The following is a 20,972-nucleotide window of genomic DNA, read 5'->3' on the forward strand; positions in this document are numbered from 1 at the left end:
CCCGAGTCCGAGCCGGGTCCGCAGCCCGCGGGCCCGGCTCGCGGCGACCCGCTGACCACGGCCCGCGTGCGCGACCGGGCACGGAGTCACTATGTTGATGGTCCGTGACCATGCTGGTGATGACGGGGACCGGGACCGGGGTCGGCAAGACGATCACCACGGCGGCGATCGCGGCCCTGGCGGCGGCCGGGGGACAGCGGGTGGCCGTGCTGAAGCCGGCCCAGACCGGGGTGCGGCCCGACGAGCCCGGAGACCTCCAGGACGTCCGGCGCCTCGCCGGGCCGGACGTCACCACGCGCGAGCTGCGCCGCTACCCGGATCCGCTCTCACCCGAGGCCGCCGCCCGGCGCAGCGGCCTGCCCACGCTCGACCCCGGTGAGATCGCCCAGGCCGCGTCCGACCTCGACACCGCGCACGACCTCACCCTCATCGAGGGCGCCGGCGGGCTGCTGGTGCGCTTCGACGGCACGGGCGCGAGCCTCGCCGACGTCGCCTGGTCGCTCGGGTCGCTGGTGATCATCGTGGCCGAAGCCGGCCTCGGGACCCTGAACGCCACCGCGCTCACCGCCGAGGTGGCCACCAAGCGCGGGCTGACCGTCGCCGGCGTCATCATCGGCGCCTGGCCGGCCGAACCGGATCTGGCGGCGCTGTCCAACCTCGAAGACCTGCCGGTCGCGGCGGGGGCGCCGCTGCTCGGCGTGCTGCCCGCCGGCATCGGCCAGGCGTCCCGCGAGGACTTCCTGGCCGCGGCCCGGGCCGGCCTGTCGCCGTGGTTCGGCGGCGAATTCGACCCGGAGCTCTTCGCGGGCTGCGCTTCCGCCGGGAAGTGACCTGCATCGCTGTCCCCTCGCGGCCCCTTCGTGCACGATGAGGGACGCTTTCCCGCACCACCTCGATCAAGGAGCCGCCGTGACCGCAGTCCCGGACACCGATGTCCTCGCCCTCGCGCGGGAGCAGGTCCTCGAAAACGGCGTCGGCCTCGGCGAACAGCAGGTCCTGGACGTGCTCCGGCTGCCTGACGAGCGGCTGCCCGACCTCCTCGCCCTCGCACACGAGGTGCGGATGCGCTGGTGCGGGCCGGAGGTCGAGGTCGAGGGCATCATCAGCCTCAAGACCGGCGGCTGCCCCGAGGACTGCCACTTCTGCTCCCAGTCCGGCCGCTTCCCGACGCCGGTGCGTTCGGCGTGGCTCGACATCCCCAACCTGGTCAAGGCCGCCCGGCAGACCGCCGAGACCGGCGCGACGGAGTTCTGCATCGTCGCCGCCGTCCGCGGCCCGGACAAGCGGCTGCTCTCGCAAGTCCGCGAAGGCGTCCGCGCCATCCGCGAGGACGGCAACGACATCCAGATCGCCTGCTCGCTGGGCATGCTGACGCAGGAGCAGGTCGACGAGCTCGTCGACATGGGCGTCCACCGCTACAACCACAACCTCGAGACGGCGCGCTCGCACTTCCCCTCGGTGGTCACGACGCACACCTGGGAAGAGCGCTGGGACACCCTGCGGATGGTCGCCGAGGCGGGCATGGAGGTCTGCTGCGGCGGCATCATCGGCATGGGGGAGACGGTCGAGCAGCGCGCGGAGTTCGCCGTGCAGCTGGCCGAGCTGAACCCGCACGAAGTGCCGATGAACTTCCTCATCCCGCAGCCGGGAACCCCGTACGAGCACTACGAAATCGTCGAGGGCCGCGACGCGCTCCGGACGGTGGCGGCGTTCCGCCTCGCGATGCCGCGCACGATGCTCCGCTTCGCGGGCGGCCGCGAGCTGACGCTCGGTGACCTGGGCGCGGAGCAGGGCATGCTGGGCGGGATCAACGCGATCATCGTCGGCAACTACCTGACCAACCTGGGCCGGCCGGCTTCGGCGGACCTGGAGATGCTGGACGAGCTCAAGATGCCGATCAAGGCCCTCAGTGACAGCCTCTGACGCGCTGTTTTGTGTCCACTGTGGACAGGAGTCGCCGGGTGGGGCGGACCACCCGGCGTGCCACAACCCGCGGACGGCGCTGGAGCCACCGCGGTACTGCACGTTCTGCGCGCGCCGGCTGGTGGTCCAGGTGAGCCCGCTCGGCTGGACGGCCCGCTGCAGCCGCCACGGCGAGACAGCGAGCGGCTGACGCGGCCCGGGTGACGAACCGGTTCGTTCATCGGCTCGCGGGTGGGCTGCAGGTAACTAACCAGATCGTTCATTGTCCCCGCAGCGGGCGACATGCGTAACTAACCGGTTCGTTCATTGCCTTCGGGGGTGCGGCCTGCGTAACTAACCAGATCGTTCATTGTGCCCGCGGGCGGGGCCTTCGTAACTAACCAGGTCGTTCATTGTGCCCGGGCGGCGCACGGTGACGAACCAGGTCGTTCACGGCTCCGCGGCCGTCGGGGGTAACTAACCAGATCGTTCACAACACCCCGCCCCGACACGGGCGAGCGGCTCACGGCGCTCACGCATCGACCGGTTACGCTCGGTGGCACTGTCGCAGGAAGGAGTCCGGGTGAGTGAGTCGTCGGGGCCCGCGCACCGGCCGTCGGCCGTGCCCGGCCCGTGGTCGGTGCCCGTGCTCTTCCGGGAGCGGCGGCCCCGGGTCGTGGTCAAGGCGGACCTGCTGCCCGCACTGAGCGTCCTGCTCGCGCTGACCGTGTTCAGCTTCCCGATCGGCTTCCTGTGGTCCCGGCTCGCGCCGCCCGAGCGCGTCCGGATCATCTCGGCCGACGGCGCCCAGGGCGCGCTCGAACTCGAGAGCTGGCACCGCTTCGACGACCTGGCGATTTTCGGGTTCCTCACGCTCGGCTTCGGGATCGTCGCCGGCGTCGTCGTCTGGCTGCTGCGCGAGCGGCGCGGGCCGGTGGTGTTCCTCGCCGCGGTGCTCGGCGTCGCGGTCACGAGCGCGCTGGCGATGTGGATCGGCCTCCGGATGGCCAACGGCCACTACACGATCACCACCCCGCCCGCGCTGGGCGCGGTGATCGAGCTGGCGCCGCGCCTGGAGTCGTGGTGGGTGTTGCTGACCGGCCCGCTCGGGGTGTCGATCGCCTACACCCTGCTCGCCACCTGGAACGGGCGCGACGACCTGGGTCGCCGCCTCGGCTGACCGGGTTCCCCTAAGGTGGTGTCCGTCACCTACAGGGGGGAACCAACAGTGACCGAGGACATCGAGGTTTCGCGGCACAACGCCGTCCGTTTTCCCGGCATCAGCCCGCGCGCGTACGAGCACCCGGTGGACCGCGGCGCGCTCGCCACGTTGCGCGCGGTGCCGGGCTTCGCCCAGGTCGTCAAGGCGGTTTCGGGCTTCTACAACGAGCGCGGCGAGCGGCTGATGGCGCTGGCGTCGTCGATCCGCGTCGGGCCGAAGCAATACCCGGAGCTCGACCGGCTGCGCCACGAATGCGCCGAGACGCTGGACCTGCCCGCGGTGCCGAACCTGTTCGTCTTCCAGGATCCGCGGATCCGCGCGGAGACGGTCGGCATGGACGAGCCGTTCCTCCGCGTCAGCACCGGGCTCGTCGAGCTGATGAACCAGGAGTCGCTGCGGTTCGTGATCGGCCACGAGATGGGGCACGTGCTGTCCGGGCACGCGGTCTACCGCACGATCATGGTGCGCCTGATCGGGCTGCAGCTGGCGATGTCGTGGACGCCGGTCAGTGCGATCGGCATCCGCGCGATCATCGCGGCGCTGCGCGAGTGGTTCCGCAAGGCGGAGCTGTCGTGCGACCGGGCGGGGTTGCTGTGCAGCCAGAACCCGACGGCGGCGCTGCGCGCCCAGATCCAGGTGGCGGGCGGCATCGACCCGGCCCGCATCGACGTCCCGTCGTTCCTGCAGCAGGCGGCGGAGTACGAGTCGGTCGAGGACATCCGCGACAGTTTCCTCAAGCTCAAGTCGGTCGAGACGGAGTCGCACCCGTTCGCGGTGGTCCGCGCGGCGCAGCTGCAGAAGTGGGCGGCCTCGGAGGACTACCGGGCAATCCTGGCGGGCGACTACGCACGGCGGGACGCCGACGCCCCGTCATCGGACTGGAAGGACGACTTGAAGTCGGCGGCCCAGTCGTACAAGGAATCGTGGAACTCGTCGACGGACCCCCTGACGAAGGTGTTCAGCGACGTCGGCGAAGCGGTTTCGGGCGCGGCGGGCAAGGTGTGGAACAAGTTCGGCAACGGCTCCGGCTCCTGACCACCGCTTCCGGCACGGTTGTCCTCAATTCCGCTCGCGTGTGGACAACTGCGCCGGTCTACCGCAATTCCGCCGGTTTCGTGGGTGGGGGCCGATAGACTGGACCGGGGTCAGCCCCCAGGGACGGGTGGGGCGTGTCAGGCGGGCGCTCTGTCAGATGCCTCATCGGCCTGGAAGGCATGGTGACGTACGGACTTGCACCCCGCCCAGACTTCCCCCGCCACCCCGATCCGAAGCCAGCACGCGGACGGTGGTGCCGGGTCAAGGCACGCTTTCCCGCCTTGACGCGGTACCACCGTCCGTAGTGACAATCCCGGCTTCGGGGTGGCGGGCACCGCGCAGACAGCTACAGCTCCGGGCAGAGACCAGCAAACCGCTTCGACCGCAGCAGCACCGACCGAACTTGCCGGAACCCTGCGCAAGAACGAGAGCCGGCTCAGTTCAAACTGGCCGGTCGGCTCAAATCCGTCAGCTCCCCGGGCGGCAGCGGCACCGCGCCCAGTGTGTTCAAGAACCCGGCCTCCCGCGTCAGAAGCCGGCACGCGATCCGCAGCCGGCGCAGCGGGTGGCGTTCCTCCAGCAGCCTCTGGCGGTCCTCCAGCGGCAGCAGGCAGTCCGCCGCCAGCACGTACGCCAGCTCGGCGATCGTCGTTTCCGGTTCCGGGGCGTGCCAGTCGTCGCTGCGCCAGGCCGTTTCGCAATACCTCTGGTGGGCCGCGCGGGCGACCGTCGCCAAACGGTCCGCCATGTCTCCGGACGGGGCGACCGGGTCGTCGTCGAGCCACTCCACCGAGGCGATCAGGTACGGGGCCGACACGCAGTCCAGCTCGCGCAGGCGGAAGCGGCGCTGGGCCTGCGTCACCACGTCGAACCGGCCGTCCGGGAGGCGCTTGGCCTCGCGCAGGATCGTGCTGCAGCCGACCTCGTGCAACTGGTCCAGACCACGGACTTCGCGGGTCAACGACGAGCGCAGGGCGACCACGCCGAACTCGCGGCCCGGCACCGTTCCGCTCATCAGGTCCGCCGTGAGCTGCCGGTACCGCGGTTCGAAGATGTGCAGCGGAAGCTTGGTGCCGGGCAGCAGCACGGTCTGTAGCGGGAACAACGGCAGGATCGTCGTCGTCGCGTCACTTTCCGATTCCGGCTCGGTCACGCGTCCACCGTAAGGGCAGAACGCTTCCGGCGCAGGATGGTCACCGGTTCGGCGGCTTGAACACCGCGAACGGATCCGTGATCTGCATGCCCTTGCCGGCGAAGGAGAACAGCGCCGCCGGACGTCCGCCCGAGCGGCCCGGTGGCGCCGTGTGGCCCGTCGGGACCAGCAGGCCGCGGCGGGACAGCACCCGCTGCAGGTTGGTCGCCGAGACGCGGTAACCCAGCGCCGCCGAATACAGGCCGCGCAACGCCGAAATCGTGAACTCGTCGGGCGCCAGCGCGAAGCCGAGGTTGGTGTACGACAGCTTCGAACGCAGCCGGTCGCGGGCGCGCAGCACGATCGCCTCGTGGTCGAACGCCGTCCGCGGCAGCGAAGCGACGTCGTGCCATTCCGTGTCCTCCGGCACCTCCGGGTCGACGTCGGACGGGACCAGGCCGAGGAACGCCGTCGCCACCACGCGCGGCCCCGGGACGCGGTCCGGTGCGCTGAACACCGCGAGCTGCTCGACGTGCTTGAGCTGGCGGACGTCCACCTTCTCGGCGAGCTGGCGCCGGATCGACGTCTCGACGTCCTCGTCCGGCCGCAGCCGGCCGCCCGGCAGCGACCAGCGGCCGAGGTGCGGGTCCAGCGCCCGGCGCCACAGCAGCACCCGCAGTGTGTCCGAGCGCACTTGAAGGACCGCGCCCAAAACCTCGTGGGCCAGGGGGGCCTGGGTGTTAAGATGACTTCGCACGGTTTTCGATTGTAAGGCGAAAACCGGAGACAGGTCCAGGAGGGCCAACCATGACTTCGACGCTCGAACAGGACCTCACCCCCTACGGCGGGGTCGAGGCGAACGCGGCCTGGGCGGAGGAGGTGCGGCGCCTGGCGAAGCAGCGTGACGCGGTCCTGCTCGCGCACAACTACCAGGTCCCGGAGATCCAGGACATCGCCGACCACACCGGCGACTCCCTCGCCCTCAGCCGCATCGCGGCGAGCAGCGACGCCTCCACCATCGTCTTCTGCGGCGTGCACTTCATGGCCGAGACCGCGAAGATCCTCTCGCCGGAAAAGACCGTCCTGATCCCGGACGCGCGGGCCGGCTGCTCGCTGGCCGATTCCATCACCGGCGCCGAGCTGCGGGCCTGGAAGGCCGAGCACCCGGGCGCGGTGGTCGTCTCCTACGTCAACACCACGGCCGAGGTCAAGGCCGAGACCGACATCTGCTGCACGTCCTCGAACGCGGTCGACGTCGTCGCCTCCATCCCCGCTGACCAGGAAGTTCTCTTCCTGCCGGACCAGTTCCTCGGCGCGCACGTCAAGCGCGTCACCGGCCGGGAGAACATGCACGTCTGGGCCGGGGAGTGCCACGTCCACGCCGGCATCAACGGCGCCGAGCTGGCCGAGCGCGCGGCCGAGGAGCCGGACGCCGACCTGTTCATCCACCCCGAGTGCGGCTGCGCGACCTCGGCGCTCTACCTGGCCGGCGAGGGCGCCGTGGCGCCGGACCGGGTCAAGATCCTCTCCACCGGCGACATGGTCCACGAGGCCCGCGACACCAAGGCCAAGACCGTCCTGGTGGCCACCGAGATCGGCATGATCCACCAGCTCCGCAAGGCCGCGCCGGACATCGACTTCCGCGCGGTGAACGACCGCGCGTCCTGCCGGTACATGAAGATGATCACGCCCGCCGCGCTGCTGCGGTGCCTGCGTGACGGCCTCGACGAGGTGCACGTCGACGTCGAAACCGCCGCCAAGGCCCGCGCTTCGGTGCAGCGGATGATCGAGATCGGGCAGCCCGGCGGCGGCGAATGACCACGCCGGTTAATGACCCACGGGCGAAAACCCCGGTTTGGGAAGCTCGTGCCGACCTGGTCGTGATCGGCAGCGGTGTCGCGGGGCTGACCGCGGCGCTGCGCGCGCAGGCCCTCGGGCTGCACGTCCTGGTGATCACCAAGGCCGCCGTCGCGGACGGCAACACGCGCTGGGCCCAGGGAGGCGTCGCCGTCGTCCTGGAAGACCAGCACGACCTCGACGACTCGGCCGCCAAGCACGCCGAGGACACGCTGACCGCGGGCGCCGGCCTGTGCGACGAGCCGGCGGTGCGCTCGATCATCGACGGCGGCCCGGCCGCGGTCGCCCGGCTGCGGGCGGACGGCGCGCGGTTCGACGTCGCGGCCTCCGGGCTGCTCGCGCGGGGCCGCGAAGGCGGGCACAGCGCGTTCCGCGTGATCCACGCGGGCGGCGACGCGACCGGCGCCGAGGTCGAACGCGCGCTGGTCGCGCAGGCCGGGCAGGTCGGGGTGCCGGTGCTGGAGCACCACATCGCCGTCGACGCGCTGCGCACGCCCGGCGGCCGGGTCGCCGGGGTGACGGTGCTCGACCGCCACGGCGTGCCCGGCGTCGTCCGCGCCGCGGCCGTGCTCGTGGCCAGCGGCGGGCTCGGGCAGCTCTACCAGGCGACGTCGAACCCGGAGATCGCCACCGGCGACGGGCTCGCCCTCGCGCTGCGGGCCGGCGCGACCGTGGCGGACATCGAGTTCGTGCAGTTCCACCCGACGGTGCTCTACACCCCGGGCGCGCGCGGCCGCTGCCCGCTGGTCACCGAGGCCGTGCGCGGCGAGGGTGCGACGCTGGTCGACGGCGCCGGGCTGCCGGTCATGCGGGGCGTGCACCCGCTCGGCGACCTCGCGCCGCGGGACGTCGTCTCGGCGGCGATCACCCGGCGGATGGGGACCGCGCCCGGCGGCGTCGACGACCACGTCTTCCTCGACGCGACCGGCATCGCGGGCTTCGCGCAGCGGTTCCCGACCGTCTTCGCGGCGTGCGCGGCGCTGGGTCTCGACCCGGCCGTGGACCCGATCCCGGTCACCCCGGCGGCGCACTTCTCCTGTGGCGGCATCGTGACCACTGTGGACGGACGCTCTTCGGTGGCCGGGCTCTACGCGGCCGGCGAGGTCGCGCGAACGGGTCTGCACGGCGCGAACCGGTTGGCGTCCAACAGCTTGCTCGAAGGCCTGGTCGTCGGGCAGCGGGTCGCCGAGGCCGTCGCGGCGGACCTCGCGGCCGGGCTGCTGGCCGATCCTTCGCGGGGGCGGCTGCCTTCGTGGACTACCGCGCCGGCCGCGGACCGCGACTCCCTGCAGCGCGTGATGAGCCGGTACGCGGCGATCGGCCGGGACGCCGACGGCTTGGCGGCCGCCGGCTCGGTGCTCGATCTGTCGATTTCGGACACTCCGTTGTGGACGCACGCGGCGGTCGAGGACGCGGCGCTGACCGTGGTGGCGCAGGCGCTGCTCGCCGCGGCCGTCCGGCGCACCGAGTCGCGGGGCTGTCACGTGCGCACCGACTTCCCGGCGCGCGACGACGGCCGTCGACGCAGCCAGCTCATCCGGCTCAGCCCGTCCGGCCAGCCCGTGCTGGCCGACCCGATCCCCCTGGAAGGCGTGGCATGACGTTCCCGATCTCCGAACCCGTCCGCCGCCTGATCGCGGCCGCGGGGCTCGACGTCGACGACGTCGAGCGCGTGGTTTCCACGGCGCTGGGCGAAGACCTGCGGTACGGGCCGGACGCGACGACGGCGTCGACGGTGCCGGCCGACGCGACCGCGGTCGCCGAGCTGACCCCGCGCGTCGACGGCGTCGTGGCCGGGCTGCCGGTCGCGCTCGCCGTGTTCGACATGGTCCTGGGCGACGGGTACGAGGTGCTCGCTCGGCGCGAAGACGGCGACCGGCTGGTCGCGGGGGAGCCGGCGCTCGTGCTGGCCGGGCCGGTGCGCGGGCTGCTCACCGCCGAGCGCACGGCGCTGAACCTGCTGTGCCACCTCTCCGGCGTCGCCACCGCGACCGCCGCCTGGGTGTCCGAAGTGGACGGTACGGCGTGCGCGATCCGGGACTCCCGCAAGACGTTGCCGGGACTGCGGCTGCTGCAGAAGTACGCCGTCCGCTGCGGCGGCGGGGTCAACCACCGGCTGGGCCTCGGCGACGCGGTGCTGATCAAGGACAACCACGTCGTCGCCGCGGGTTCGGTGACGGCGGCGCTGGCCGCGGCCCGGGCGCACGCCCCGGAACTGGCCTGCGAGGTCGAGGTCGACACCCTCGCGCAGCTGGAGGAAGCGCTGGCCGCCGGGGCGGACGAGGTGCTGCTGGACAACTTCACACCCGAGCAGTGCCGCCGGGCGGTCGCGCGCCGCGACGAAGTCTCGCCGAAGACGCGGCTGGAATCCTCTGGTGGACTGACCCTCGACCGTGGTAAGGCCTACGCACTGTCCGGTGTGGACTATCTGTCGGTGGGCGGGCTGACCCATTCCTCGCCGGCACTGGATCTCGGCATGGACCTTCGCTGAGGCGGTCGTCCGGGCTAGACTGGCGGTGGCGGAATCCCTTTTCCGCCACCGTCTTTCGGTTCGGGGGTGCGGGTGCGGTTACCGGCGGTGCTTGCGGTGGCGGGCCTTGTGGCGGCGTCGGGCGTCTTCGGTGCGCCGGCCGCCTCGGCGCAGGGGTGTGCGAACCCGTCCGGCACCTACGCCGGTGACGTCCCGTGGGGCCAGCGCCTGGTCGACCCGGCGCGGCTGTGGCCGCTGACGCGCGGCGACGGCCAGCTGGTGGCCGTGATCGGCACCGGCGTCGACGGGCAGAACACGCAGTTCGCGCCCGGCCAGCTCGAAGGCGGCCCCGGCACCGAGCGCACGGACTGCGACGGCCGCGGCACGATCGCGGCCGGGATCGTCGGCGCCCAGCCCGATCCGGCGACGACGTTCGCGGGGGTCGCCCCCGGCGTGCGGCTGCTGCCGATCCGCTACACCACCGGCGACGGCGGTGACCCGGCCGAGCTGGCCGACGGGATCGACCGGGCCGTGGACCGGCGCGCGAGCGTGATCCTGGTCGCGGTGCCCGCGGCGGTCGACAGCCCGGCGTTGTCGGGGGCGGTCGCGCGGGCGCGTGCGGAAGGCGCGGTGGTCGTCTCGGCGGCGTCGGCGACCCAGCAGGGCGCGCGGACGTACCCGACGGCGACGTCCGGAGTCCTGGCGGTCGGCTCGGTGAACCCCGCGGGGGAGCCGGTGCAGACGGAAGCGGGGGACTACGTCGGCGTCGCGGCGCCGGGAGCGGAGCTGGTGAGCACGTCGGCGGGGGCGGGCGGCGCGGTGGCGCACCGCTGGCCGGTGACCGACCCGGGCCTCGCGGCGGCGTACGTCGCCGGGGTCGCGGCCCTGGTGCGGGCGTACCACCCGGCGCTGTCGGGCGACCAGGTCGTGACCCGGCTGACGCTGACGGCCCACCGGCCGCCGTCCGGTGGCCACGACCCGCGGCTGGGCTGGGGAGTCATGGACGCCTACGCGGCGGTGTCCTCGACCCTGCCGGCCGACGTCCCGCCGCCGGGCTCGGTTCTTCCGTCCGCTTCCTCGCCGATGGTGGTCCCGGCCGCGGCCCCCGCGCCCCGCCGCTCCGACGTCCCGGCGGGCACGATCGCCCTGGCCGGGGTCGCCTTCGCCGCGGCCGCCGGCGTGACGGTGGCGGCGGTCCGCCGAGCCCGCCGCCGAGGCTGGCGCCCCACCCGCTTCACCCCGTAGGCCGTGTCGACCCCCCAATCACACGTGTCGACTGTTCAATCACGCGTGTCGACCCTCGGATCACGGGCTTGGCCGGTCGGCTGGCGTGATCCGCGGCCGGGATTCGCGTGATTGGAGGGTCAACTCGCGTGATTGGGGGGTCGACACGCGTGATTGAAGGGACGACACGGCGTCAGGCGGGGACTGGGCGGGTGGAGCCGATGATCGTCACCGGGCCGGCGATGTGGATGGTGAAGTCGGCGCCGTCGCGGGTGAAGCGGGTGATCTGCTCGCGGGGGGTGCTGCGGTCGTGGGATTCCCAGCCGTCGCGGCGCAACGCCGGGAGGAGCGTCGTCAGGGTGGTTTCCGGGGCGGCCGGGTGGTCGACGCGGACGCCGTACTGCCAGCACAGCAGGTGGCCCGGGGTGGTGGGGTCGCAGTCGAGCTCGCCCGAGAGCGTCGGGTCCGCGGGGCCGCCGAAGGCCGCCGCGACGTCGTCGATCACCGTGGTCAGCTCGGCCGCCAGGCGGGTCAGTTCCGGCGTCATCGGACGTCACCGCCCGAGGTGAGCACGCGGTACATGTTCGTCCACGAATCGGAACCCGGCTTCAGCACGTCGTTGTGGGATGACACGCCCCAGAGTGCCGCACCGGACGCGTCGTTGCCGGTCGGCAGCTCCGTCACGCCGGGGAAGACGTCGGGGTCCGCGCCGTGGCCGATGCCGGTCCACTCCAGGCCCCACGCGTTGCCCTGCGCCACCACGATCGGGTCGAGCGGGGCCGTCATCGAGAACCGCTGGACGCCCGCCTGGCTCGCCGGCAGGTCGGCCGGCGACCACACGCCGTGGCCCATGCCCGCCGACTCGACGTGCAGGACGCGGTCGACGTCGAGGCCGTGCGTCTCCGCCAGCCCGACCGTCGCGCCGCCGTAGCTGTGCCCGATCGCGGTCAGCGTGACGCCGGAACCCGCGTGGCTCGCGATCTCGCCGCGCAGGTCGTCGGCGAAACCCTTCAGGTCCGGCGCCATCGCCTGGGCGTACGCCGCGTCCGGTCCCTGCGCCACCGGGCCCTGCGGAAACACCCCGTCGGCCCAGACGACGACCGCCGTGCGCCCGGACGGGTCCGCGGCCACCAGGCTCCGGCCGAGACCGGCGTAGGCGTCGAAGTTCGCCATCTGCGTGTTGACGCCGGGGACGAACAGCCCGACGTTCCGCGTCCCCGGCTCGATGTGCCCGACGAGCTCGGCGATCCGGCCGTTGCCCGAGGGGTCGAACCGGAGGATCTGCCGGTTGTTCGCCAGGATGTCCTCGTACAGCTTGATCCGCGCCTGCGACCGCGCGATGTCCCCGGCGTCGGTCGACGCGGCCAGCCGCAACCGCTCGGCCGTCAGCGCGTCGGTGACCTTGACGCGGTTGTCCGCGATCGCGTGCGCCCACGTCCCGGTGTCCGCCGAGCCGCCGATGCCGGCGGGATTTCCCGCGCGGGGCAACGGATCCTCCGGCATGAGCGCCCGGTACATCGCGGCGACCTGCGCGTCGGTGCGCCGGTAGCCGGCGGCACACGCGGTGAGTCCACTTTGGATCGTCCGCAGCCGGGACACGCTCGACTCGAGCTTCGCGCCCAGCTCGGTCATGGTCTTCTCGAACGTCTTGGCCGCGGCGGCCGACTCGCTGACCTGGCCGAACGCGGCGGCGGGCAGCTTCTCGCCCGCCACCGCCGCCTGCGCCGCACCCAACGCGTCCGCACGCGAGCCGGACTCGCCCGCCTCGGTGTCGAGGCGCGCCGGGGCGACGCGGTAGCCCGCCGCCGCCATCAGACGCTGTCTTCGCCGATGACCGGCGGCGCGACCGGGGCCGACTGGCCCCAGACGTTCTCCGTCTCCACCAGCCATGCCGGGATCCGGCGCCCGGAGCCCATGTCCCCGCCGCCGCCCATGCCCATCGGCATCATGGGCATCATCGGCATCGCGCCCTTGGCCGCCGACGCCGCCGCGGCCCCGGCCGCGCCACCCGCGAGGCCGCTCAGCGCGTTGCCCGCGCCGCCGTCGCCGGCCAGGCCGGAGTGCGCCGCCGGGACTTCGCCGGGACCGGTGAGCCCGCCGCCGACCGGGACCCCGCCGCCGCCGAGCGAAGGCGCGTCCCCGCCGCCGATCGGGATGCCGCCCCCGGCACCGCCTTCGACGCCGGCCCCGCCCCCGCCGAGCTTCGTGCCCGGTGGTTCCTCCTTGCCGTCCTTGGGGTCCTTGCCGCTCGCCCACGACGGCACCTTCGGCATGATCGACCCGAACCGGCCGAACGCGGCCGCCGAAGCGGCGGCGAGCCCGGCGGTGAACATGTCGCCGAACAGCGGGTTCGACGTCGGCACGGTCGTCCCCGGCTGGGTCGTCGTCCCGCCACCGGGCAGCGGGTGCCCGTCGGTGGGGGTCACGACGACGCCGCCCCCGGTCATGCCGTTGCCGACGAGCCCCGGCGAACCGGCACTGCCCGCACTCCCGCCGGCCGGCGGCACCGGCGGCGTCTGGACGGCGTTCGGCGACGCCGGGATCGACTCCTCCGCGGCGGTGTACTCGCCGGCGAGCTGGGTCATCACGACGATCGCCCGGCCGTGGGCCGAGCCCGCGGCGTTCGCGGCGGCCTGCTGCGCTTCGACGTTGGCGATGGCCTGCTGACGCTGCTGCGCCGCGGCCTGCACGACCGCGGGGGAGGCGTCCGGCGGCAGCAGCGGCGGGTTCACCGCGAGCGCGACGTCGGCCGGGGCGACGTCCGGCACCGAAACCGGCGGCGGCATCTCCTTCTTGGCCTTGACCAGCGCGTCGGCGGCGTCCCCGAGCGTCACGTTCATCGCCTCCGCGGTCTGCGCCACCTTCGAGATGCCGTTCGCGAGGTCGATGATCATCCGCTGGTACTGGTCGGCCGCGCCACCGGTCCACTGGTCCTTGAACTCGGTGAGCTCCGCGTTGAGGTTGTGGGCCTGCTCGTGCAGGTGCAGCGCGGCGGACTTCCACTTGTCGGCGGCGTGCCGCGCGCTGTTGGGGTCGCCGGCCTGCAGCATCGCGTACAGCTGCTGGTGGCTGTACGCGGCGAAGTTCGTGTGCGCGGTGTTCGTCATCCCTTGCGGCTCCCGTCCGTGTCTCCGCCGCCCAGCAGGCCCAGGACCGGGTCGAGCAGGCCGGTGACGGCACCCGAAGCGTGCAGGTCCCCGGCGACCGACTGGTCGGCGTGCTGGTACCCGTCGGCGACCGTGGTGGTGACGTCCTGGGCGAACCCGATCGCGCTGCGGACCTGGTCGAGCAGGCCCTGCATCTCCGAGACGGCGGCGCGGTGGGCGTCGGCCAGCGACCCCGCCTCGCCGAACTCGCCGAACAGCAGCGGTTCCTCGCCGAGGGTCAGCAGGAAGTCGTTCGGTTTCGACATCGCGTGGATCTGGGTCTCCAGCTCCCGCACGAAGTCCTTCAGCGATTCCAGGTGGACGTAGTACGACTGGTCTGGCATCGGTCCCGGCTCTCTGGCGCGATGGGGCTGACATGGGGAAAGCCGGTCGGCCGGTGCGAGCGGGGGGTTTCCCGCACCGGCCGACCGACGTCTGGGGCGCGGGTCAGCCCGCGAACAGTCCCTGGTTGCGGTTTTCCAGCGACTGCTGGAGGTCGTGCGCCTCGCCGACCTTCCCGCCGAACTGCGCGATGATCGCGACGATGTCCGCGGTGGCCTGGCGCAGGCGGGTCTCCGCCTGGCGGGCGGCGTCACCGGCGGAGCTGCCGGAGGCGTACCAGGTCGCGGTGATCGGCTGCAGGTTCTGGTGCAGCTGCTCCAGCTGCGAGGTGAGCGCCTTGGCCTTGGCGGCCAGGGATGCCGAGCTGTGCTGCAGCGCGGCGAAGTTGATTTCGACGACGTCGGCCATGGTGGGCGTCCTCTCGGTCAGGGGTTGAGGCGGGGGAGCACGCCCGAGCCCTCGAGGGTGTTGCCGACCCCCTGGAAGCTCTGGTGGACGTCGGCGTCGCCGCGGCCGTAGTTCGCGTGGCTGGTGTGCACGAGCTGCGACATCGTGTCGAGCTCCTTCACCGCGGCGGACATCTTTTCCTGCAGCCGGCGCTGGAGGTCCCAGAAGGCCACGGCCTGGTCACCCTTGTAGTTGCGCAGCGCCTCGGTCAGCTCGGACTCCAAGCTGGCCATCGTGGACTTGGCGTTCGTCGCGGTTTCCTCGAAACCCTGGACGGCGCGCGTCATGGCAGCGGAATCTGCCTGGAATCCCGGACTGGACATCGACGGGCCACCTCCTTCCTGAAGCGAATACCCCTGGCGCGGTGGTCCGCGCGGTGTGAAAGTCACGCTAGAAAAGAGGCCAGTGTGGTCAAACGGCACAACTGCCGGTCGCGGTGACGGCACTATTACCCACGCGAGTGGGGGTAGGGCGCTCCCCACCCCGGTCCGGTGGTGCGCTCCAGTGTTTCCCCACCGCTTCCGCGGCACGCTCGAGACCATGGCAGACAAGGGAAATCCGCTGGTCACGCTCCGCTCGTGGCACCGCCCGCTGGTGGTGCTCGCCGGGGCGATGGGGGTGCTGTGCGCGGTCTCGCTGCTCGGGCTCCTCTTCGATGATCGCACGCTGGTCAACGCGCCGATCTGGCTCAAGCCCTTCAAGTTCTCCGTGTCGATCGGGCTGTACGCGCTGACGCTGGCCTGGCTGCTGACGCACGTGCGCCGCGCCCGCCGGACCGGCTGGTGGTTCGGCACGCTGTTCGCCGTCGGCATCGGCCTCGACTTCGTGCTGCTGGTGTGGCAGATCGTCGTCCGCGGCCGGACGCTGCACTTCAACCAGTCCACGCCGATGGACGCCGCGATCAACAACGTCGTCGCGGGCGGCGCCTACACGGCGTGGTCGATGACCGCCGCCGTCGCCGTCGTGCTGCTGTTCCAGCGCATCCCGGACCGCGCGCTGCGCTCGGCGCTGCGCTGGGGCACCGGCCTGGCGGTGGTCGGGATGTACGTCGCGACGCTGATGTTCTCGCCGACGCCGGCGCAGCAGGCGACGCTCGAGGCGACCGGCAGGTACTCGACGTTCGGCGCCCACTCGGTCGGTGTCGACGACGGCGGCCCCGGGCTGCCGGTGGTCGGCTGGAGCACGGTCGGCGGGGACCTGCGGATCCCGCACTTCGTCGGCATCCACGCGCTGCAGGTGCTGCCGCTGGCCGCGTTCGGGCTGCTCCTGCTGGCCCGCCGGTACCGGGTGCTCGAATCCGACGTCGTCCGCCGCCGGCTGGTCCGGACCGCGGGCGCGGGCTACCTGGGGCTGATCGGGCTGCTCACCTGGCAGGCCGAGCGCGGCCAGTCGATCGTCCACCCGGACTTCTGGACGCTGGCCGCGGCCACCGGCCTGATCGCGGCGGTCGCCGTCGCGGGCACGCTGTCGCTGCGGTCGCTCCCGCGGGAGGCGGTCGTCTCTGCCGAAATTCTGAGATCCGCCCGGTAGACCGGGACACCCGGGCGAGAGGCGGTTCGCGATGGTCCACCCGCAGGCACTGCTGGACGAGCTGGAGCGTGCTCCGGAGGTCCCCGCGTTCGAACACGGGCCGCGGGTGACCACCCGGGGCGAGCTGCGGGACCTGATCGGCCGGTGCACCGCGGGCCTGCGGGCGGCCGGGCTCGGGCCGGGCGACGGCGTCGGGCTGGCCACCGCCGTCACCCCGGAGGGGTTCGCGGCCCTGGTCGCGGTGCACGTCCTCGGCGCCCGCGCGGTCGCCGTGCGGGCCGGGCTGCCGGAGGCGCAGCTGCGGCACATCCTCGGGGACGTCGCCGCGGTGGTCGCCGACGATCCGTGGGAGGCCGGGGTTCCGATGCTGCCGGTGGCATCGCTGCTGCGGACGTCCCCGGTCGAGCCGGTGCCGCAGGGGCGGCCGGACGACATCGCGACGGTCGTGTTCACCAGCGGCAGCACCGGCCTCCCGAAGGGGGTGGCCTACAGCTACCGCGCCCTGACCGAAGGCCGCGTGTGGCAGCCGCCGGTGCCCGGCTCGGCGCACGAGCGGCTGGGGACGGGGTTCGCCCGGTACCTGCTGTTCGGATCCCTCGCCAGCGCGGTGATGGTCGAACAGCTGGGGGTCTGCCTGTTCGCGGGCGGCACGGCGGTGATCCCCGAGGCGCTGCCCGACTTCCCGGGGGTGCTCCCGCGGCTGGGCATCACGGCGGCGCTGACGACCGTGCCGCGGCTGCACCGGATGCTGGACGTGCTGCGGACCGAAGACGTCGACCTGAGCGCGCTGCGGACGCTGATCGTGGCCGGGTCGCCGGTGCCGCCGCACACGCTCGCCGAGGCGGCCGAGCGGATCGGGCCCGCGATGCACCACGCCTACGGCCAGACCGAGACCGGGATGCTGACCATCTGCCGGGCGGACGAGGGGGCCGGTTCGGTCGGGAAGGCCTGCGACACGGTCGAAATCGCGGTCCGGGAGGGTGAGGTGTGGGTGCGGACGCCGTCGGCCTTCTCGGGGTACTGGCGTGACGACGTGACCACCGCCGAGGTGCTGAGCGACGGCTGGGTGCGCACCCAGGACCTGGGGTTCGTGGACGCCGAGGGCTACCTGCACCTGTCCGGCCGCGCGCGGGACGTGGTGATCGTGAACGCGATCATCCACTACACCGGCCCGATCGAGCGGGCGATCGCGGCGTGCCCGGACGTCGATCAGGCGTACGTGGTCGCGGTCCCGGACGCGCTGACCGGGGAGGCGGCGCACGCGTTCGTGGTCCCGGCGCCGGGCCGCACGCCGGACCTGGACGAGGTGCGAAAGGCGGTGGCGGCCGAGCTGGGGGAGGCGGCGGTGCCGGCGCGGTTCAGCTTCGTGGGGAAAGTTCCCGTGGCACCGTCCGGGAAGCCGGACAAGGCGGCGCTGCGGGCGTCCATTGCGGACTGACTACTTCCCGGCGCGCAGGTCCGTGATGACCTTGGCGACCCGCCGCTGCCGGGTCTCCTCGGTCTTCGCCTGGCCGATCGGCAGCACGAACCGCTGTTTCGCGCTGTAGGACAGGCTCTCGAACCGGGTCCGGGCGGCCTCGTCGGCGGCGAGCGCCTCCGCCAGGTCGGCGGGGATCTCGAGTTCGCGGGGCGCGGTGTCGAGGGCGATTTCGACCTCGACGTCGTCCCCGGCGGCGACCCCGGCCTGCCCCCGGTTCTCCGCGCTCAGCGGCACCAGGAACTGCCCGCCGCGGCTGGCGACGGTGGTGCGGTACGTGTGGCCGCCGAGCGTCACGGTGACCGCGGGCTTCTTGCCGGCGCCGAGCGCCTCGACGACGTCGGCGGGAACGGGCAGGCCGGTCGCGGTCTTGCCGCCGAGCAGGACCCGGGTGCGGAACTTCATGCCCCGAGTATGCCGTGGGCCGGCCGCCCGGGCGGGACGGCCGGCCCACGGTCCGCCGGCTCAGACGCCGGTCGTCGTGCGGATCCAGCTGCGGCTGGAGGCGATGCTCGCGTAGTTCTGCGTGCCCTGGGTGTTGGAACCGGAGTTGCTGCCCGTCGAGCACACGCCGACCTGGAGGCCGTTGTAGAGCTGCGGGCCGCCCGAGTCGCCGTGCCACGCCGAGCCGGTGACGCCCTGGCTCGCGATCGCCGTGCCGCCGTAGGCGTCCGAGCTCAGGCCGGTCACGCGCACGTTGGCCGTCTTCAGGGTGCTCGACGGCGGGCTGCTGCCCTGCGTGCGGCCCCAGCCGTAGATCTGGTTGGTCGACCCGGTCGGCGGATTGCCGGTGCCGAGCTTCATGTACGTCGTGCTGACCGCGGTCGACAGGTGCAGCAGCGCGACGTCCCCGTTCGGGGAGGCCTTCTGCTGGTCGACGGCGGCGTTCGTGCCCTGCTGGAGGGCCACGTTGCCGACCTTGACGTGCATGCCGGGCGAGTTGAGGCAGTGCCGGGCGGTGAGCACCCACTGCGGGGCGATGATCGTCCCCGAGCACTCGAACCCGCCGTAGGTGGTGACGTTGTTCCAGTAGATCTGGGCGCCCCACGGCGCGGAGGAGACCGTGGTCCCGCCGATGATGTCCTGCTGTGCGTCCGCGACTCCCGCCGAGACCACGCCCAGCGCCGCGGCGGCCGCGCCGACCGCGGCCAAAGCCCTCGACATTCGCATGAAAATGCCCTTCGGCCCAGGTGATCCGGATATCCGCCCCGAACGGGACGACCGGCCCAACGTAAGAGCCGTGAAGGATTTTCGGAACCTACCGAAGTCGGTAACCCGCCCCCGGGACGCCGGGGGCGGGTCCGCCGCCTACAGGATGGTGATCGCCCGTGGCACGGGCACTTCGCTGTTGTAGGCGAAGTTGTCGTGCCACTTGATGCTGTTGCCGGTGAACTTGGTGCCGTCCGAAAGGGAGACGTACACGTCGGCGCTGCTCGCGCGGGTGAAGACCACGATGTCGGCTTTGCCGTCACCGTTGAAGTCGCCGACGCCGGGGATCTCGTCGTTGTAGCCGAAGTTGTCGTGCCAGCGGACGCCGTTGCCGGTGAACTTCGTGCCGTCCGACAACGCCACGTAGACGTCGGCGATGCTGCCGCGGGTGAACACCGCGAGGTCGTCCTTGCCGTCGCCGTCGAAGTCGCCGATCGCCGGGACCTCGCTGTTGTAGGCGAAGTTGTCGTGCCACTTGACGCTGTTGCCGACGAACTTGGTGCCGTCCGAGAGCGCGACGTAGACGTCGCCGGTCGTGCCGCGGGTGAAGACGGCGAGGTCGTCCTTGCCGTCGCCGTTGAAGTCCCCGACGGCGGGCAGTTCGCTGTCGATGCCGAAGTGGTCGTGCCACTTGACCCCGTCGCCGACGAACTTGGTGCCGTCCGACAACGCGACGTAGACGTCCGCGGGGCCGCCGAGGGTGAACACGGCGATGTCGTCCTTGCCGTCACCGTTGAAGTCGCCGACCGCGGGAACTTCGTTGTTGTAGGCGAAGTTGTCGTGCCACTTGACGCCGTTGCCGGTGAACTTGGTGCCGTCCGACAGCGCGACGTAGACGTCGCCGAGCGAGCCGCGGGTGAACGTGGCGACGTCGACCTTGCCGTCCCCGTTGAAGTCCCCGCTCAGCGGGATCTCCGAGCCGATGCCGAACGAGTCGTGCCACAGCTGCGACGTGCCGGTGAACCTGGTGCCGTCCGACGCCGACACGAAGACGTCCGCGCCGTTCGCCCGGGTGAAGGTGGCGATGTCGTCCTTGCCGTCGCCGGTGAAGTCACCGGCCGAGCGCCCGCGGGTGGTGGCGGTGAACTGCGGGCTCGCGGCGCCGTTCGCGACGACCAGGTAGTTCCACGTCTTGCGGGCCGTGGCCGAGTGGAGGAACGTGCTCGCCTTGGTGGTGCCGACGAGCTGTTCGGCGCTGATCACGACGGGACCGTTCGAACTGGCGTAGATCGAGTACGTCACGTCGTCGGAAGCGGTGAGCGGGGTCCAGGACAGTGTCACGCCGTGGCCGACCGCCTTGGCCGTGGCGATGATGGCCTGGCCACGGATCCAGTCGCGCAGGTCGTCGGCCCGGGCGGCGGTCGTGCCCTGGCGGGTTTCCGTCTCGCCGAAGCAGCCGTGCTGCCAGGACGTCCCGGCCACCCCGGCGAGGGTGCCGTCCGCGCGGAAGACCGGCGCACCGGCGTCGCCCTTGCAGGCGTCGGCGGCTCCGGTCAGCGACAGGGTCGTCGCGGTGGACGCCGAGACGGTGAACTTGCCGACGTGGGCCTCGTTCGGCACCCACTCGGTGTCCGTCCGGCCCCAGCCGAGCAGCGAGAGCTCGTCCGACGCACCGGGCACGCCGGCCGTCGCGGCGAGCTTGAGCGTCGGGACGTCGGTGATCGTGGTGTCGATCCGGGCGAGTGCGACGTCGCGGTCGGTGCGCGGGAGCACCGTGAGCACCTTGGCGGTGTGCGTCCCGACGGTGACGCTGACGGGCGTCGCCGGCGGGTTCTCGGGGAAGCAGCTCGCCGCGGTGAGGACGAGCGTGGGTTCGACGAGCGCGCCGCTGCAGGCGCGGCCCTCGGCGGTGAGCTTGGCCGCGAAGCCGAAGTTCACCGCCGTGGGGCCGGGAACCGCGGCCGCGGGGACGATGCCGGCCGCGGTCGCGGCGAGCAGGGCGGCCGAAACCGCTGTCATCCTCTTCATCGGCTCTTCTC

The 20,972-nt window shown here is 72.5% G+C and carries 22 protein-coding genes; 11 read left to right on the forward strand and 11 right to left on the reverse strand.

Features of this window, described 5'->3' with window-relative positions:
• Positions 1-110 precede the first annotated feature (110 nt).
• From bioD to H5965_RS43520, 5 genes are all read left to right on the forward strand, one after another.
• Entirely contained in the window at positions 111-830 is a 720-nt protein-coding gene (gene bioD, locus H5965_RS43500) for a dethiobiotin synthase (protein ID WP_310977207.1), read from the forward strand.
• Positions 831-909: 79 nt separating this feature from the next.
• Complete coding sequence (gene bioB, locus H5965_RS43505; protein ID WP_396137000.1) at positions 910-1,923, forward strand: biotin synthase BioB; 1,014 nt, start codon at positions 910-912, stop codon at positions 1,921-1,923.
• Positions 1,910-2,113, forward strand: coding sequence for a hypothetical protein (locus H5965_RS43510; protein ID WP_396137001.1), 204 nt, complete (start codon positions 1,910-1,912; stop codon positions 2,111-2,113). Before bioB ends, H5965_RS43510 begins: the two co-directional genes overlap by 14 nt.
• A gap of 372 nt (positions 2,114-2,485) precedes the next feature.
• Positions 2,486-3,082, forward strand: a complete 597-nt coding sequence (locus tag H5965_RS43515) for a DUF2567 domain-containing protein (RefSeq protein ID WP_310977157.1) — start codon at positions 2,486-2,488, stop codon at positions 3,080-3,082.
• Between the two features lie 48 nt (positions 3,083-3,130).
• Positions 3,131-4,159, forward strand: a complete 1,029-nt coding sequence (locus H5965_RS43520; RefSeq protein WP_310977158.1) for a M48 family metallopeptidase — start codon at positions 3,131-3,133, stop codon at positions 4,157-4,159.
• Positions 4,160-4,595: 436 nt separating this feature from the next.
• Here H5965_RS43520 and H5965_RS43525 read toward each other — a convergent pair whose 3' ends face one another.
• Both H5965_RS43525 and H5965_RS43530 read right to left on the reverse strand, forming a co-directional pair.
• Entirely contained in the window at positions 4,596-5,312 is a 717-nt protein-coding gene (locus H5965_RS43525; RefSeq protein WP_310977159.1) for an LON peptidase substrate-binding domain-containing protein, read from the reverse strand.
• 40 nt (positions 5,313-5,352) lie between these two features.
• Positions 5,353-5,985 (reverse strand): NUDIX domain-containing protein, encoded by a 633-nt coding sequence (locus H5965_RS43530; RefSeq protein WP_310977160.1) that lies wholly within the window; start codon positions 5,983-5,985, stop codon positions 5,353-5,355.
• 113 nt (positions 5,986-6,098) lie between these two features.
• Between H5965_RS43530 and nadA the strand changes: the two genes are divergently transcribed.
• The 4 genes from nadA (at position 6,099) to H5965_RS43550 (ending at position 10,863) form a co-directional block, all read left to right on the forward strand.
• Positions 6,099-7,109 carry a quinolinate synthase NadA gene (gene nadA / locus H5965_RS43535; protein ID WP_310977161.1) on the forward strand — a complete coding sequence of 337 codons (1,011 nt, stop codon included), beginning with the start codon at positions 6,099-6,101 and terminating at the stop codon, positions 7,107-7,109.
• The gene (locus tag H5965_RS43540) at positions 7,106-8,749 is read left to right on the forward strand and encodes an L-aspartate oxidase (protein ID WP_310977162.1); all 1,644 of its coding nucleotides are present in this window, start codon (positions 7,106-7,108) and stop codon (positions 8,747-8,749) included. Before nadA ends, H5965_RS43540 begins: the two co-directional genes overlap by 4 nt.
• Positions 8,746-9,639 (forward strand): carboxylating nicotinate-nucleotide diphosphorylase, encoded by an 894-nt coding sequence (nadC, locus tag H5965_RS43545; protein WP_310977163.1) that lies wholly within the window; start codon positions 8,746-8,748, stop codon positions 9,637-9,639. The genes H5965_RS43540 and nadC overlap by 4 nt, the downstream gene beginning before the upstream one ends.
• 87 nt (positions 9,640-9,726) lie before the next feature.
• Positions 9,727-10,863: a S8 family serine peptidase gene (locus tag H5965_RS43550; RefSeq protein WP_310977209.1), complete on the forward strand. Its 1,137-nt coding sequence runs from the start codon at positions 9,727-9,729 to the stop codon at positions 10,861-10,863.
• A 172-nt stretch (positions 10,864-11,035) separates the two neighbouring features.
• Here the strand turns inward: H5965_RS43550 and H5965_RS43555 are convergent, their stop codons facing one another.
• From H5965_RS43555 to H5965_RS43580, 6 genes are all read right to left on the reverse strand, one after another.
• Complete coding sequence (locus tag H5965_RS43555) at positions 11,036-11,389, reverse strand: hypothetical protein (protein ID WP_310977164.1); 354 nt, start codon at positions 11,387-11,389, stop codon at positions 11,036-11,038.
• Positions 11,386-12,654 (reverse strand): alpha/beta hydrolase, encoded by a 1,269-nt coding sequence (locus tag H5965_RS43560; protein ID WP_310977165.1) that lies wholly within the window; start codon positions 12,652-12,654, stop codon positions 11,386-11,388. The genes H5965_RS43555 and H5965_RS43560 overlap by 4 nt, the downstream gene beginning before the upstream one ends.
• Positions 12,654-13,949 carry a WXG100 family type VII secretion target gene (locus tag H5965_RS43565; RefSeq protein WP_310977166.1) on the reverse strand — a complete coding sequence of 432 codons (1,296 nt, stop codon included), beginning with the start codon at positions 13,947-13,949 and terminating at the stop codon, positions 12,654-12,656. The genes H5965_RS43560 and H5965_RS43565 overlap by 1 nt, the downstream gene beginning before the upstream one ends.
• Positions 13,946-14,332, reverse strand: a complete 387-nt coding sequence (locus tag H5965_RS43570) for a hypothetical protein (protein ID WP_086847144.1) — start codon at positions 14,330-14,332, stop codon at positions 13,946-13,948. The genes H5965_RS43565 and H5965_RS43570 overlap by 4 nt, the downstream gene beginning before the upstream one ends.
• A 103-nt stretch (positions 14,333-14,435) precedes the next feature.
• A complete protein-coding gene (locus H5965_RS43575; protein ID WP_003057455.1) occupies positions 14,436-14,738 on the reverse strand; it encodes a hypothetical protein in 303 nt (100 codons plus the stop codon).
• Between the two features lie 17 nt (positions 14,739-14,755).
• The gene (locus H5965_RS43580; RefSeq protein ID WP_152603733.1) at positions 14,756-15,100 is read right to left on the reverse strand and encodes a WXG100 family type VII secretion target; all 345 of its coding nucleotides are present in this window, start codon (positions 15,098-15,100) and stop codon (positions 14,756-14,758) included.
• 217 nt (positions 15,101-15,317) lie between these two features.
• Here H5965_RS43580 and H5965_RS43585 point away from each other — a divergent pair, with 217 nt between their 5' ends.
• Entirely contained in the window at positions 15,318-16,307 is a 990-nt protein-coding gene (locus H5965_RS43585; protein WP_310977167.1) for a hypothetical protein, read from the forward strand.
• A 31-nt stretch (positions 16,308-16,338) separates the two neighbouring features.
• Positions 16,339-17,745: an AMP-binding protein gene (locus tag H5965_RS43590; RefSeq protein WP_310977168.1), complete on the forward strand. Its 1,407-nt coding sequence runs from the start codon at positions 16,339-16,341 to the stop codon at positions 17,743-17,745.
• Here H5965_RS43590 and H5965_RS43595 read toward each other — a convergent pair whose 3' ends face one another.
• From H5965_RS43595 to H5965_RS43605, 3 genes are all read right to left on the reverse strand, one after another.
• Positions 17,746-18,189 carry a YdeI/OmpD-associated family protein gene (locus H5965_RS43595; protein WP_310977169.1) on the reverse strand — a complete coding sequence of 148 codons (444 nt, stop codon included), beginning with the start codon at positions 18,187-18,189 and terminating at the stop codon, positions 17,746-17,748.
• Between the two features lie 60 nt (positions 18,190-18,249).
• Positions 18,250-18,954: a S1 family peptidase gene (locus tag H5965_RS43600; protein ID WP_396137002.1), complete on the reverse strand. Its 705-nt coding sequence runs from the start codon at positions 18,952-18,954 to the stop codon at positions 18,250-18,252.
• Positions 18,955-19,092: 138 nt separating this feature from the next.
• On the reverse strand, positions 19,093-20,961 hold the full coding sequence (locus tag H5965_RS43605; protein WP_310977171.1) for an FG-GAP-like repeat-containing protein: 1,869 nt from the start codon (positions 20,959-20,961) through the stop codon (positions 19,093-19,095).
• Positions 20,962-20,972: the final 11 nt, after the last annotated feature.

Source organism: Amycolatopsis sp. 505 (assembly GCF_031625235.1).
In the GTDB taxonomy this organism is placed as follows: Bacteria; Actinomycetota; Actinomycetes; order Mycobacteriales; family Pseudonocardiaceae; genus Amycolatopsis.